A 13,488-nucleotide genomic window follows, 5' to 3' on the forward strand; every position below is an offset into this window, starting at 1 on the left:
GGCGGGGCCGATAATGCTGGTGCTGCATATGGCGCTAGCGATTGTCGGCTTACTGTTCATCTGCGCACATATTTACCTGTGCACGCTGGGCGACACGCCAGGGCAAATTTTCCGCAGTATGATCGACGGCTACCATCGCCATCGCAGCCATCACGCAGAGACTGCGCCACGCAAAGGATAATTTCGCGCGCGGTTTGTCGCTGACAGCCTTGTATGACAGCAAGAAAATGTGTCTTATGTCACATTTTCTTGCAATTTATTCAAGTTTGTTCGACAGAACTTCCGTAAAAAGAACGGCTATTTATCCCTTTTCTGAGGACATGCTGTTGAAACGCCGTTTGTTTATTGCCGCTTCACTATTCACGATGAGTTTTACGTCCGCCTGGGCGACCGATGCCGCCAGCTTCGCCCCACAGCCGCCTGCGATAAATGCCGGGGCGTGGGTATTAATGGATTACACCACGGGCCAAATTCTGACAGCCGGTAATGAACACCAGCAACGTAACCCCGCCAGTCTGACCAAGCTGATGACCGGCTATGTTGTTGACCGCGCAATCGACAGTAAGCGCATTAGTCCAACCGATATTGTCACCGTTGGGCGTGATGCCTGGGCGAAAGACAATCCGGTATTCGTCGGTTCATCCTTGATGTTCTTGAAACAAGGCGATCGCGTTTCGGTGCGCGACCTCAGCCGCGGGCTAATTGTTGATTCCGGGAATGATGCCTGCGTGGCGCTGGCTGATTACATCGCCGGGGGACAACCGCAGTTTGTGGCGATGATGAACAACTATGCGCAAAAGCTGAACCTGCAGGATACCCATTTTGAAACGGTCCATGGTCTGGATGCGCCAGGTCAGCATAGCTCTGCTTACGATCTGGCCGTATTGTCGCGAGCTATCATCCATGGTGAACCGGATTTCTACCATATGTACAGTGAGAAAAGCCTTACCTGGAACGGAATCACGCAGCAAAACCGTAATGGCCTGTTGTGGGATAAAACCATGAACGTGGATGGTCTGAAGACAGGGCATACGTCCGGTGCCGGGTTCAATCTGATCGCTTCCGCCGTTGATGGACAACGTCGACTGATTGCGGTTGTGATGGGGGCGGAGAGTGCGAAAGGGCGCGAAGACCAGGCGCGTAAGCTGCTGCAATGGGGACAACAAAACTTCGATACGGTGCAGGTTTTGCGTAGCGGTAAGCAGGTCGGTACTGAACGGATCTGGTATGGCGACAAAGAAAAAATCAGCCTGGGCACCGAGCAGGATTTCTGGATGGCCCTGCCTAAAGCGGAAGTCGCTAACATTAAAGCAAAATATGTCCTTGATAAGAAAGAACTGGTTGCACCAATCGCGGCACATCAGCGTGTGGGTGAAATTGAACTCTACGATCGGGATAAGCTGGTGGCGCACTGGCCTCTGGTTACGCTGGAGTCCGTCAGTGAAGGTGGCGTTTTCTCGCGTCTGAGCGATTATTTCCACCACAAGGCGTAGTTATTTCCTGGAATGCCTGACTGGCAAGAGTGCGAATCTGCTCACATAATAATCACTATTTACTTGTGGCCGTAATACCTAAAAATTACACTGTATATACATACAGTGTAATCACGGAGGTTATATGGAGTACGAGATTAAACAGGTCGATAAACGCAGGATTGCCGGTTTTCACATGGTTGGTCCGTGGGAACAAACGGTAAAGCAAGGTTTTGAGCAGTTAATGAAGTGGGTTGACGGGAAGCAAATTGTTCCGCTGGAATGGATAGCCGTTTATTACGACAATCCTGACGTTGTCCCGGCGGAGAAACTGCGTTGCGATACCGTGGTATCTGTGCCTGAAGATTTTGCGATCCCGGAAAACAGCGAAGGGGTGATCCTGACCGAAGTGGCGGGTGGCGACTATGCTGTTGCCGTTGCGCGTGTAGAAAATCATGACTTTGCGACGCCGTGGTACCAGTTTTTTGACTGCCTGATGCAAGATACGACTTTCGAAATAGCTGCTAAACCCTGCTTTGAAGTGTACATGAACAATGGCATCGAGGATGGCTACTGGGACATTGAAATGTACATACCGGTGCAGTCGAAGTAACTGTTTTTGATGCAAATCAGGATGATATTTTCAGGCAAAAAACGAGTACAATTCTGTTCTTTGCTATTCGCTGACGGAGTGCATGAGTGCGTGCCAATAAGTCACTGAGCCCTTTTGAAATTCGTTTGTATCGTCATTATCGTGTAGTGCACGGTATTCGCATTGCGCTTGCGTTTATTCTCACTTTTCTGTTGGTACGCCTGTTAAACATTCCTGAAGGTACATGGCCTCTGATCACGCTGGTGGTGATCATGGGGCCTATTTCTTTTTGGGGGAACGTTGTTCCCAGAGCTTTTGAACGTATTGGCGGCACGATCCTGGGATCGGTGCTTGGGCTGGTGGCCCTGCGTCTGGAGCTTTTTTCGCTTCCGCTGATGCTGATATGGTGTGCGGTGGCGATGTTTCTCTGCGGTTGGCTGGCATTGGGCAAAAAACCGTATCAGGCGCTGTTGATTGGTATTACGCTTGCCGTTGTAGTGGGTGCTCCCGCTGGGGATATGAATACGGCGTTATGGCGTGGCGGCGACGTTATTCTTGGATCGTTGCTGGCGATGCTGTTTACCGGCGTGTGGCCACAACGGGCATTTATACACTGGCGTATTCAACTGGCGCATTGCGTCACGGAGTACAATCGGGTGTACCAGGCGGCGCTCTCCCCCAATCTGCTTGAACAACCGCGACTGGAGAAGCATTTACAACAGCTGTTGAGCGAGGTTGTCAAAATGCGCGGGCTCATCGTCCCTGCCAGTAAAGAAACCCACATTCAAAAATCCATTTTTGAAGCTATTCAGACGGTTAATCGTAACCTCGTCTGCATGCTCGAGTTGCAAATCAATGCGCTCTGGGCCAGCCGTACCAGTCACTTTGTTATGTTGAATGCGCATACTTTGCGTGAAACCCAGCTCAGGACGCAGCAGGCGCTACTGACGATAACGCATGCATTGTATGAAGGTAATCCGCAGCCAGTACTTGCCAATACGGAGAAGCTCAATGATACCGTGGTGGAGCTGCGTCAGCTTATCGCTGAGCATAAGGGCGATAATGTCGCGGAAACGCCTATTCACGGCTACGTTTGGTTGAATATGGAGATGGCGCGACAGCTGGAGTTACTTTCTCATTTAATCTGTCGCGCGCTGCGCAAATAAAGAGCAGATGAGGGGATTGGTTCTACTGCTGCTTCGATTCAGCAACGATTAGAGGTATGATACTGAAAAAGGCTAAAACCATTGGTAACTGCAATGGCTTTACCCTCGATAATTCAGGTTTCAACCATGCATTGTCGATGCAGATGCAACTTGAAGTATGGCGGGCATGAAAGTAATGTTGACCCACTTTAGCCGTTGTTTAAACGAATCCGAATCTCACATTATCAGGGGTGTAAAAATGGAAACTACCAAGCCTTCTTTCCAGGACGTGCTGGAATTTGTTCGTCTGTTCCGTCGTAAAAACAAACTGCAACGTGAAATCCAGGACGTTGAGAAAAAGATCCGTGACAACCAGAAACGTGTCCTGCTGTTGGACAACCTGAGCGATTACATCAAGCCAGGCATGAGCGTGGAAGCGATTCAGGGCATTATCGCTAGCATGAAAAGCGATTACGAAGATCGCGTTGATGATTACATCATCAAAAATGCTGAGATCTCAAAAGAGCGCCGCGATATTTCTAAGAAGCTGAAAGCCATGGGTGAACTGAAAAACGGCGAAGCCAAAGCTGAGTAACGATTTATGCTTGTCCGGGTCGCTGCTGTGCGGCGACCCTTATTGCAGTTCAACTCCGCCTGCGACCATTCGCAATAAATGCTGTTCCGGCCAGTGAACCGTCAGTTTTTTCTGTGTCAGCATCCATTTTATGTAATCCACATCATGACGCGTTCTGTCCAGCATCAGGCCGACAACGCTGCCGCTGTGCGCAACGTTAACGCCGTATAAATCACATTCCTCTACCAGCGCTAATAGCGAATCAAAATCTGGTTTCGGTAACAGCAACTGGCTGGCGGTTGCGCTTAGCGTGGCAGCTTCGCCCATCCGGTAAGGATTTTGGCTGATACAAGCTTCCTGTACCTTTTCCCATGCTCGTTTGAGGGCCGGAGCACCTGCCTGTAACCCGGAATGACGCGGAATACGGTGATAATCAGCAGTGCGCAATGTTTCCGGGCTTTCGAGAACCAGCAGATCGAGTTGAGGCTGGGCTTCGCAGGCAATTTGCGTGGAGGCGTCGTTATGATCGAAAAGGGTAAGCTTACGAAAAACGGTGCTGTCGGTAGGCTCCAGCGAAACGCAAAGTTGCGCCAGCGTAGATTCATCCAGGTGATGGCCCAGGTGATGTGCCGTGGCGACAGCAGTGGCGGCAATATCTGCAGTGCTGCTGGCCATTCCTTTAGCGATAGGAATAGTTGACTGGACATCAATTCGGATATCCTGACTCATCTGCGGCGGGTATTGCCAGTGCTGCAATAGCCGATTAACCATCGCCCGTGAAAGTGGACGTTCCTCTGCCAGCGGTGAGCCTGAAGTGACCTCAACGGTGCTATACCATTCGACCGGGCAGGAGACTAATTTCTCACTGCCCAGAATCCAGCCCTGGATAAGTTCTCCGCATGATGCGGGACATTGCGCAATAGCCACGTATTCACCTTTGTGATCAGCAATCCTCGGCGCATAGTGTCATGGCGATCGCGCTATTACCATGATTTGCCGCAATTTGCAGTGCGGCAGGGTTAAGCTGGAATGCCCAACGTCACAGTTTCCGCTATCGCTAAACGCATAACGTCCTGCGCTATCATCAGCTCTTCGTTGGTATTGATCACCGCCACTTTGACCAGCGAATTTTCTGTCTGAATAAAGGTGGCGTTTCGCTGATTTTTTTCTTCATCGACGGCCAGTCCCAGGAAATTCAGATTGTGACAAATTGCGCCGCGCGCCCGCGCTGAGTTTTCGCCTATGCCTCCGGTAAACACCAGCGCATCCAGACCGCCCATCTGCATAATATAGCTACCAATGGTGGCGCGAATTCGCTCGGCAAAAAGCGTCAACGCCAGCGCAGCCTGATGATTGCCCGTATCTGCGGCATGTTCAACGTCGCGATAGTCAGGTGAGATCCCAGAAACGCCGAGTAAGCCGGATTCATTGTTGAGCAATTGGTTGAGCTGCTGCGGTGTCTTGCCCTCGCGCAGGGCAATCCACGGCAAAATAGACGGATCAATATCGCCACTTCGCGTGCCCATCATCACGCCAGACTGTGGCGTAAACCCCATAGAGGTATTAACTGATTGACCACCTTTGACGGCGCAGATGCTGCTGCCGTTGCCAAGATGACAACAAACGACGCGCAGGGCGCTGAGGGGCACCCCTAACTTTTCAGCAAGCTGGGCGCTGACATATTTGTGGCTGGTGCCATGAAATCCGTAACGACGAATACCCAGCTCTGAATAGTAACGCCAGGGCAGGGGATAAATGAAAGAAGGCTCGTCAAGCGTCTGATGAAAAGCGGTGTCAAAAACCGCCACGGCCGGCGTTTCGGGTAATAGCTGGCGAAATACTGCAATTCCCAACGCATTTACCGGGTTATGTAGCGGGGCCAGTTCCGCAAGGCGATCAATTTCCGCCAGCGTTTCATCGGTTACCAGTGCGGAATCTTTAAAAGATTCCCCGCCGTGTGCGACGCGATGCCCCACGCCGTCGATCTCCTGCAGACTGCTGATAATATTGTGGTTGAGCAGTTTTTCCAGGAGCAGCGTCACTGCTTCACGATGATCGGCTACGGGCAATATTTCCTGCCATTTTTGCGCAGGCGTTTTAAGGGTGACCTGAGCATCAGACATACCAATACGCTCGATCAACCCCTGACAAATCGTTTCACCTTGTGGCATCGCCAGAAGCTGAAACTTGAGCGAGGAACTCCCCGCATTAATGGCCATTATTTTGTGAGACATGAAAGTTCCTTTGCATTCAGAAAAATGAACATCTCATCGACACCTGTATTCTCCAGCGCACTGGTGACAAACACTTTTTGCGCGCCAGCCTCGACTAACCAGCTCTCAACGAGGGAAATGCGCTGCGGATTGGCTAAATCGGCTTTAGTGACGAGGCCAATGACGGGTCGGTTCATTGGGCCGGTGAAACCGGGAGAAAATGGCGACCACGGCGCGTCAGCATTGAGGACCAGCGCGATGATGTCTGCTTCACAGGCGCTGGCCAGCAGCGCACTGTACAGACAGCGGTTTTCAAGATATTCGCCCGGTGTGTCTATCGCTGTGGGCGACCAGACTATGGCCTGGGTCTTCTGATAGTGAAGCGCTTCTCCCCGCATGCATTGTGTGAGCGACGTTTTTCCGCACTGGCTGGGTCCGATTAGCATGATGCGTTTCATGAGATTACGTCCGGGTGATGGGGCAAGCGGTAAAACGCATCATTTCGCCCAGCGTTCGGGTTACCTGTTTTAGCGCGTACTCAACGGCTGAGACGTCGCCCGTCAGTACCACCGCGCCGGTAAATCGGTCGAGAAAACCAATCTCTACCGCTCCGGATTTCGTGGCGATATCGCAGGCGATAATTGAGGCTTCGCTGGGGGTAATCGTCAAAATCCCGATTGCGGATACTGAATCCTGTAATCCCAGTTTCTTGAACAAATCTTTTCCGGGATTGGCGATAAGATGCGCCAGCGTGACCTGCTTGCCAGGAACATATTCCTGGATCATACGATCCGTGGTGGGCTGTCTTTCCATTATCCCTCCACCATCTGCCGCCACATGCTTTCATGCGGGCGAGGTATAACGGAGCGATAAACCAACAGTCCTTTTTCACCCGCGCTTTCACTGGCAACCGTTACTGCGTTATTCACATCGGATACATCGCCAGCGACAACCATGTAGCACTTGCCGCCAATACCAAATGCCATGTGCACGCGCACCAATGTGACGTTGGAAGCTTTAACAGCGCGATCCGCAGCACAGATACAAGCCGCCACGCTCCATGTTTCAACAATCCCGACGGCCTGACGCTTATCCACGCTATTTAACCCGCTGATTGCCGGGAGTACGCTGGCATGAATATTAGGCAGTACCAGACTGTCGACGAGCATATCGCCAGCAAGAGATGTACCAGTGGCTATCGCCTGTTGTACTGCGCCTACGTCACCACCGAGCATGAGCAGGAATTTTCCCGGGCAGATGGTCTTGCTGACCAGTAAATTCACATTCGCGCTTTTTAACATGGCATCGCCAGCTTCCATTCCTTTGGCAATGCTGGTGAGTTCTAAGATCCCTATAGCCTGAGACATGATTAACCTCTTATTACCGTGATGGATTGCTCAGTGATTTCGCTGACAATACCGTCAATACTGGCGTGGACAGTCGCACCTAATGCACCTGTCGGCACATCGGCAACGCATTGACCGCGAACAACGCGATCGCCTTGCTGCACACATGGGATGGCGCTGGCGCCAATATGCTGGCGTAGCAACAGCGTCGTTTCATCGGTGGAAAAATCAGTCTCAGCCAGTGGCGCATCGTGATACCAGTCGCTAAGACCCAGTTTGGTGATAAGGCGCTTAACCGGGATCAACCGGTACTTCGCCATTTCATCCTCAGGATTTAGCGGCCCTTCATAACGATGGTTGAGCGCCCGTAGTTCGCGTTTAAGCATGCGGTTGATTCGCATCGGCGATATTCCAACCGGACAGGCAACGCTTTCACAGACATTGCATTCTGAACAGGTCAGGGCCGTGAGCAGCAGCTGTGGTGTGGCCGCCTGCTGATAATTAACCGCGCGAACCAGCAGATGTGGTGATAATTCATGGCCGATTAAGTGCCTTGGGCACAAATCCGTACACAAACGGCACTGTTCGCATACGGTTTTTGCGACGGAAAGCACGGTGCGTTCATCCTGCATTCGCCGCTGAATCAGCGCATGAGATTTTGGTAAAACCAGCAACCCACCGGTGGTCTTGCTGACGGGGGTATCCAGGGAGGTAATCAGACCGCCCATCATCGGGCCGCCATTAATAAATCCTGGATCGTCAACGGTTGCGCCTCCCGCCAGCGCCAGCACCTCGCGAAGTGACATCCCGATAGGGACAGTGAGTGTGATGGGTTTGGCGACTGCGCCGTTGACGGTCAACGTACGACGGGTAACGGGATATTGCTGTTCAACCGCTCTGGCGATGTTGAGCACGGTCTGGACGTTATTAACCACCACGCCGACGCTGACCGGCAGTGCGGCAGGTGGGACCCTCCGGCCTGTTGCCATCCAGATGGTCAGCACCTCGTCACCGGCCGGGTAGACATCAGGTAAAATGTGTAACCGGATATCGGCAGGTAGCAGAGGAGCTAACGCATTGATAGCCTTCTGGTATTTCTCTTTGAGCGCAATAATACCGGCACTGGCTCCGGTAGCCGTCATAGCATATTTAACGCCGCGAATAAGTCGACCTGCCTGGACGCTCATCAATTGCTGGTCAACTTTTAACATCGGTTCACATTCGGCGGCATTCACCAGAAATGTATCGACCTGCGCCTGTAATTTTACGTGCGCAGGAAAGCCTGCACCGCCGGCTCCAACAACGCCAGCAGCCCGAACGCGTTCGCGTATCGTCTGCGCATCATAAAGCGTGGACTCTGCCGTCATGGCTGTATTCATAATAATTCCTCAAGCAGTTCCTGCATGGCACTGGCGTCGGCAACACGAGGATTGGTTTGCAGCGTGACATCAGCCAGCGCGGCCTGAACCATCGACGGTATACGCTGTGACCAGTTTTGCTTTCCGTCTTTGAGTGCGTCAACGAAAGAAGGTAACGCACACTGTTTTTTGAGAAGCTCAATGTGATGAATGAGCGCATTCAGCGCAGCCGTATCGTTCGCGTTATCCGGGCATAAATGGCAGGCTTTAGCGAAACGGGCATAGCGCTTCGCGGCCCTGGGGTCGCGGGCATTAAAATGAATAACAGGGGTCAGCAGCAGTGCATTGGCAAGTCCGTGGGGCAGATGAAACTGGCCGCCCAACTGATGGGCAATCGCATGGTTTATACCCAACCCCGCCTGGCTAAATGCCATCCCTGCGAGCGTTGACGCGTTGTGCATTTTCCCCCTGGTTGCCAGACACTCGCCTTTGCTGACGGCGACGGGAAGGTACTGGAAGACGATTTGTGCCGCTTTTTCCGCCAGCGCGTCGGTAAAGTCGCTGGCCTTCGTGGACACGTAAGCCTCCAGCGCATGTGTCAGGACGTCCATGCCGGTATTCGCGGTGATGGCAGGAGGTACGCTGACAACCAGCGTTGGATCGAGGATGGCCATATCCGGGTAAAGCGCATTATCAAACAAGGGATATTTAATGCCTTTATCCGGATCGCTAATCACGCAGGCGCTGGTCACTTCCGAGCCTGTGCCGCTGGTGGTGGGAATAGCAACACAGGTTTCGATTTCAATACCGAACTGTCGGCTGAACCAAACGATGGCTTTCGCGGCATCCAGCGCTGAGCCCCCGCCAAAACCAATGACAACATCCGGTCGCAGGGACTGCATTTGCGCAATCCCTTGCACCACCGTGCTAATGGTTGGGTCGGGGGTAATATCGCTGAAAATGCTGATGCGATTATCCGCAGGAAGCGTGTTGCGCAGCTTTTCAATCACAGGAGAACGCGCCAGAAAACCATCGCAGATAATCCAGATATGCTTATTCGTGAAACGCTTGAGCACATCCAGGCTTCCCTGACCGCTGAATAATCGAGTTTGCAGTGAAAAGCTTTTCATAACGGCCCCATTAGCGAATAGAAAAACCGTTTGTCAGCACGCAACGACGAGAACGTGCGAAAGTACGTGCCGATGTTGTTCCTTCACCGGTCGGCGTCGCAATTGTGAAAGTGGTAAAGCCTTCACCACCCACGCCAATCCCGGCGTAAGAGGGGCCATTTTTCACAAAAATGGAGGTCTGAAGCGTGCGTGCGGCAAGATTCAAACGCGACACATTCTGTGAATGCATAATGGCGGTGTGATGCAATCCCTCTTCAACTTTCAGAGCCAACGTTAACGCACTGTCAAAATCGCTCACCGTGACGATGGGGAGCATTGGCATTAGCTGCTCGCTGGTAACCCACGGGTCGTCAGCCTTGACGATACCTATCAGTAATCGAGGCGCTTTTGCCGGAACAGGTATTCCTGCGGCTTCAAGTAAGGTGGCCGGGCTTTTTCCTACCAGCTTTTTATTGGCCATGCCTTCGGGCAAACAGACTGCCCGCAGTTTGTCTACCTCTTCGCTCGTGAGAAGCAGTGCGCCAAAAGACTGCATTTGTTGAACCAGGCGTTCGGCAACGGCACTAACAACAATCAGGCTCTTCTCAGCAATGCAGGGGAGGTTGTAATCAAAAGATGCGCCGTTGATGATATCTTCCGCCGCCTTAACCAGGTCGGCTGTTTCATCGACAATACAGGGAGGGTTGCCTGCGCCTGCGCCAATGACTTTTTTCCCGCTTTTCATACCCATAGCAACAATGCCTGGGCCACCGGTAATCGCCAGAACTGCGATTTTAGGGTGTGCCATCATCTGCTGGGTAGCCTCAAAGGTGGGTTCTGTGACCGTGACGACAAGATTCCGGATCCCGCAGCAGCGGAAAACAATATCCTCAATCATGGCAATCAGTTTCAGTGAGACCACTTTAGCGCCCGGATGCGGGCTAAAATAAACGCTGTTCCCCGCAGCCAGCATACTGATGCTGTTGTTAATTATGGTTTCCGTCGGGTTGGTGCTGGGGGCGACGGAGCCAATCACGCCAAACGGTGAATACTCGAATAACACCATGCCGCCATCACCGGTCAGTGCTGTGGTGGTGAGATCTTCGATCCCTGGAGTATTGTCCAGCGCAGCTTTATTCTTGAGGAATTTATCCTCTTTGTTGCCCATTCCTGTTTCAGCTGCGCTCTCAGCGGCCAGGGAAGCAAGATGAGGGGTCAGTTCTTCTCGCAGGGCGTGAATGATGGCACTGCGGGTTTTTAATGGCGATTGCTGGTAACGTAAAAAAGCCTGATGCGCGGCTTCGATAGCTTCACCCACGGACGGAAAAATTCCGTTTCCTTTGGTTTCTGTTTTTGCCGGGGCGAGTTGTTCACTCAAAATGTTACGGATGAGGGTTTCAAGTTCTGAAGTATTCATTGATGTGTTCTCACGTTAATCGCCGCAATGGCCGTTTCTGCAATGTCCATATCCTGGTCAACGCTTCCCCCGCTGATGCCAAGACCCCCAAGGAGTAGACCCTCTCGCCATAATGCGTATCCGCCACCAAAAGTGACGACTTTTCCCTGCATATGGCTTTCCAGACCGTAAAGCGCCGCGCCTGGTTGCACCGCTGACGTTAATTCATGCGTGGCGGTTTTCATCGCCACGGCGGTCCAGGCTTTTTTGGGTGCCAGTTCGCTACTGACGAGCAATGCGTCAGGCATACGCCAGGTCACCGTTTGGGTCCCGTTCGCATCAACAATGCTGATGACGACCGGAACCTGAAGTTCTTCTGCTCTCGTCACCGCAGCGCGAGTCAGTTGATGGAGCTCCTGAAAAGACAGAGACATAGTCGGCTCCTTTATGGCTGATGTACGGATGGCGGCGAGATAACGCTCAGCCACTTTCTGAATAATGTCGTTTTGATGGGCGTCATGATCTTCTGCCCGTGCGAGCGCATATAAGCAGTCGGACAGACGATTGATGTAACGCATCAGCACATGTCTGACAGCAATATCGGCAGAAAGCTCGACCAGTCGCCTCTCTGCGCGGCGAGCCAGCGTACGGGCAAAATGCAGACGGCTGGCCGCTTCGCTGCGGCCCGGTAAAATAAAGCTGCGCAGCGGCGGTACTCTCCCCATCGCGGTATCGATGGCGGTTTCCAGCGCTGCAATTTCTTCTGAACTGATGTAGCGCTGCTCTGGGTTTGGTTGTTCGCTCTCGCTGGCGAGTTCGGCGCTGAACCAAAAAAGCTGCAGTTGAATGTTTTCAAGTAACTGGCGGTGCTGTGGGCTTTTCGCCGCACAAATACACAGGCTAAGCGCCGCATTGAGTTCGTCCAGCGTCCCGTAAGCCTCGACGCGCGGATGCGTTTTGCTTACGCGTTGCCCGGTAAAGAGGGCCGTTGTGCCGGCATCGCCAGTGCGGGTATAAATCGCCATAGTTCCTCCTAACGAGAAAGCGTGTCGACAATGCCGACAATAGCCAGATCGATGGCCTCATTTGGGCCGGAGAAAACGTGCCGGGCACTGGAGCCGCTGCTGAGTAAAACCAGTTCGCCGGTTCCCGCGCCGACAGAATCAACGGCGACTTCGTCCCCGGTCGTCGGGGAGGCTGGCAGCTCTCCGTCAGCACTCACCCGACGTACCAGCAACAGCTTTTTCCCGACCAGGGAGGGGGACTTTTGCGTAGAGACAACAACGCCTGTAACCCGTGCCAGATGCATAGCTCACTCCTGCTTAATTAATTGGACATTTCGCGTACTGACAGTTTCCTGAGCCAGCGCAGTGACGACACATCGACGGCGTAGCACTAGAACCGCATCGTGCAATTGGGCGACGTCGGCGTAACTGAGAAGTTTTTCAGGATGCAGAACGATGGCTCGCCCCAGTTCGTCACCAAACTCCAGCGGCAGACGCGCGAGTTTTTTCACGGGTACTGCGGATAACAATTGGTGATGTAGTGAAATTTTCACGCGGACTCCGCATGCCAGCGCTTCGTGGATCGTGACTACCGACATATTGGCAGGGCTGCTTTCGACAATTTGCTCCAGCAGGAGCAGGTCAGCCTGCAAAATGTGCAGTGACGAGTATTGGCAGCATAATATCCGTGGGTCTACTTCCCGTAACTGCGCGACGCTGAGGGAGATCGTGCTTGCCGCGCGTTTTTTTAATCGGGAAACAACCTCCTCGATAATGCGTTGCAGCAGTTCGTTGTTCATTGTGAAGTCACCAGTGTGGCGAATGCCTGCGGATTATCCGCCCCTGCGGCATTGGCTTCGTCGGTATCAATATGCATCTCAAGGCGCATATCCGGCGAAACGCGTACGGCGACGTTATCGAAAATCAGCCGGCGTTCATCGCCATTAATGGCGACCGAGACTTTATCACCATGGGAAACCCGCAGAATCAGGGCATCGAGCGGCGACATATGGATATGCCGTTGAGCAACGATAACGCCGGATGTTAAGTCCAGTTCAGCAAATGGACTGACAAGGCGAATACCCGGCGTGCCCTGGATATTGCCCGACATACGCAGCGGGGCAGCAATACCTAGCGTACGGGCATCGGTACGTGAAATTTCAACCTGACTGGCGCTTCGTAGCGGGCCGAGTAAACGCACATTTTTTAACTGTCCTTTAGGTCCGACCAGCGTGACGGTCTGCTCTGCAGCGTATTGTCCGGGCTGCAATAGCCCTTT

The 13,488-nt window shown here is 52.6% G+C and carries 16 protein-coding genes and 1 pseudogene; 5 read left to right on the forward strand and 12 right to left on the reverse strand.

What is annotated here, in order from left to right; translation table 11 throughout:
- The 5 genes and pseudogenes from KQJ18_RS15445 to KQJ18_RS15465 form a co-directional block, all read left to right on the forward strand.
- Positions 1-181, forward strand: a pseudogene (locus KQJ18_RS15445) (thiosulfate reductase cytochrome B subunit); the annotation flags it as partial.
- Between the two features lie 139 nt (positions 182-320).
- Positions 321-1,493, forward strand: coding sequence for a serine-type D-Ala-D-Ala carboxypeptidase DacD (gene dacD / locus KQJ18_RS15450; protein WP_069323527.1), 1,173 nt, complete (start codon positions 321-323; stop codon positions 1,491-1,493).
- A 124-nt stretch (positions 1,494-1,617) separates the two neighbouring features.
- On the forward strand, positions 1,618-2,085 hold the full coding sequence (gene sbmC / locus KQJ18_RS15455) for a DNA gyrase inhibitor SbmC (protein WP_087855988.1): 468 nt from the start codon (positions 1,618-1,620) through the stop codon (positions 2,083-2,085).
- A gap of 86 nt (positions 2,086-2,171) precedes the next feature.
- The gene (locus tag KQJ18_RS15460) at positions 2,172-3,230 is read left to right on the forward strand and encodes an FUSC family protein (protein ID WP_216422252.1); all 1,059 of its coding nucleotides are present in this window, start codon (positions 2,172-2,174) and stop codon (positions 3,228-3,230) included.
- A 238-nt stretch (positions 3,231-3,468) separates the two neighbouring features.
- Entirely contained in the window at positions 3,469-3,804 is a 336-nt protein-coding gene (locus KQJ18_RS15465) for a DUF496 family protein (RefSeq protein WP_032939582.1), read from the forward strand.
- A gap of 39 nt (positions 3,805-3,843) precedes the next feature.
- Here the strand turns inward: KQJ18_RS15465 and KQJ18_RS15470 are convergent, their stop codons facing one another.
- The 12 genes from KQJ18_RS15470 to pduL all read right to left on the reverse strand — a co-directional run.
- Positions 3,844-4,710, reverse strand: a complete 867-nt coding sequence (locus tag KQJ18_RS15470; protein WP_137347757.1) for an L-threonine kinase — start codon at positions 4,708-4,710, stop codon at positions 3,844-3,846.
- 92 nt (positions 4,711-4,802) lie between these two features.
- Positions 4,803-6,017 (reverse strand): acetate/propionate family kinase, encoded by a 1,215-nt coding sequence (locus KQJ18_RS15475; protein ID WP_199951961.1) that lies wholly within the window; start codon positions 6,015-6,017, stop codon positions 4,803-4,805.
- A complete protein-coding gene (pduV, locus tag KQJ18_RS15480) occupies positions 6,002-6,454 on the reverse strand; it encodes a propanediol utilization protein PduV (RefSeq protein WP_038641695.1) in 453 nt (150 codons plus the stop codon). The genes KQJ18_RS15475 and pduV overlap by 16 nt, the downstream gene beginning before the upstream one ends.
- A gap of 4 nt (positions 6,455-6,458) precedes the next feature.
- On the reverse strand, positions 6,459-6,809 hold the full coding sequence (gene pduU, locus KQJ18_RS15485) for a propanediol utilization microcompartment protein PduU (protein ID WP_032939586.1): 351 nt from the start codon (positions 6,807-6,809) through the stop codon (positions 6,459-6,461).
- Positions 6,809-7,363: a propanediol utilization microcompartment protein PduT gene (gene pduT / locus KQJ18_RS15490; protein WP_003030201.1), complete on the reverse strand. Its 555-nt coding sequence runs from the start codon at positions 7,361-7,363 to the stop codon at positions 6,809-6,811. Before pduT ends, pduU begins: the two co-directional genes overlap by 1 nt.
- 2 nt (positions 7,364-7,365) lie before the next feature.
- Positions 7,366-8,721, reverse strand: a complete 1,356-nt coding sequence (gene pduS, locus KQJ18_RS15495; RefSeq protein WP_137371250.1) for a cobalamin reductase PduS — start codon at positions 8,719-8,721, stop codon at positions 7,366-7,368.
- Positions 8,718-9,830, reverse strand: coding sequence for a 1-propanol dehydrogenase PduQ (locus tag KQJ18_RS15500; protein WP_069323533.1), 1,113 nt, complete (start codon positions 9,828-9,830; stop codon positions 8,718-8,720). The genes pduS and KQJ18_RS15500 overlap by 4 nt, the downstream gene beginning before the upstream one ends.
- Before the next feature lie 10 nt (positions 9,831-9,840).
- On the reverse strand, positions 9,841-11,226 hold the full coding sequence (pduP, locus tag KQJ18_RS15505) for a CoA-acylating propionaldehyde dehydrogenase PduP (RefSeq protein WP_121529220.1): 1,386 nt from the start codon (positions 11,224-11,226) through the stop codon (positions 9,841-9,843).
- A complete protein-coding gene (pduO, locus tag KQJ18_RS15510; RefSeq protein ID WP_137349970.1) occupies positions 11,223-12,230 on the reverse strand; it encodes a two-domain cob(I)yrinic acid a,c-diamide adenosyltransferase PduO in 1,008 nt (335 codons plus the stop codon). The genes pduP and pduO overlap by 4 nt, the downstream gene beginning before the upstream one ends.
- An 8-nt stretch (positions 12,231-12,238) precedes the next feature.
- Complete coding sequence (locus KQJ18_RS15515; protein WP_042307565.1) at positions 12,239-12,514, reverse strand: EutN/CcmL family microcompartment protein; 276 nt, start codon at positions 12,512-12,514, stop codon at positions 12,239-12,241.
- A 3-nt stretch (positions 12,515-12,517) separates the two neighbouring features.
- Positions 12,518-13,009 (reverse strand): microcompartment protein PduM, encoded by a 492-nt coding sequence (gene pduM, locus KQJ18_RS15520; protein WP_216422254.1) that lies wholly within the window; start codon positions 13,007-13,009, stop codon positions 12,518-12,520.
- The coding region (gene pduL / locus KQJ18_RS15525) for a phosphate propanoyltransferase (RefSeq protein WP_216422256.1) at positions 13,006-13,488 on the reverse strand (483 nt) is incomplete at its 5' end. The genes pduL and pduM, both read right to left, overlap by 4 nt.

The sequence above is a fragment of the Citrobacter sp. S55_ASV_140 genome (genome assembly GCF_018919505.1).
GTDB classification, from domain to species: Bacteria; Pseudomonadota; Gammaproteobacteria; order Enterobacterales; family Enterobacteriaceae; genus Citrobacter; species Citrobacter werkmanii.

Excerpts from the sequence above, each read along its gene's own strand:
- pduP (WP_121529220.1), bottom strand. The coding sequence starts at position 11,226 with ATGAATACTTCAGAACTTGAAACCCTCATCCGTAACATTTTGAGTGAA.
- KQJ18_RS15475 (WP_199951961.1), bottom strand. The coding sequence starts at position 6,017 with ATGTCTCACAAAATAATGGCCATTAATGCGGGGAGTTCCTCGCTCAAG.
- KQJ18_RS15465 (WP_032939582.1), top strand. The coding sequence starts at position 3,469 with ATGGAAACTACCAAGCCTTCTTTCCAGGACGTGCTGGAATTTGTTCGT.
- pduV (WP_038641695.1), bottom strand. The coding sequence starts at position 6,454 with ATGAAACGCATCATGCTAATCGGACCCAGCCAGTGCGGAAAAACGTCG.
- pduU (WP_032939586.1), bottom strand. The coding sequence starts at position 6,809 with ATGGAAAGACAGCCCACCACGGATCGTATGATCCAGGAATATGTTCCT.
- pduM (WP_216422254.1), bottom strand. The coding sequence starts at position 13,009 with ATGAACAACGAACTGCTGCAACGCATTATCGAGGAGGTTGTTTCCCGA.
- pduT (WP_003030201.1), bottom strand. The coding sequence starts at position 7,363 with ATGTCTCAGGCTATAGGGATCTTAGAACTCACCAGCATTGCCAAAGGA.
- pduO (WP_137349970.1), bottom strand. The coding sequence starts at position 12,230 with ATGGCGATTTATACCCGCACTGGCGATGCCGGCACAACGGCCCTCTTT.
- KQJ18_RS15515 (WP_042307565.1), bottom strand. The coding sequence starts at position 12,514 with ATGCATCTGGCACGGGTTACAGGCGTTGTTGTCTCTACGCAAAAGTCC.
- dacD (WP_069323527.1), top strand. The coding sequence starts at position 321 with ATGCTGTTGAAACGCCGTTTGTTTATTGCCGCTTCACTATTCACGATG.
- pduS (WP_137371250.1), bottom strand. The coding sequence starts at position 8,721 with ATGAATACAGCCATGACGGCAGAGTCCACGCTTTATGATGCGCAGACG.
- KQJ18_RS15500 (WP_069323533.1), bottom strand. The coding sequence starts at position 9,830 with ATGAAAAGCTTTTCACTGCAAACTCGATTATTCAGCGGTCAGGGAAGC.
- sbmC (WP_087855988.1), top strand. The coding sequence starts at position 1,618 with ATGGAGTACGAGATTAAACAGGTCGATAAACGCAGGATTGCCGGTTTT.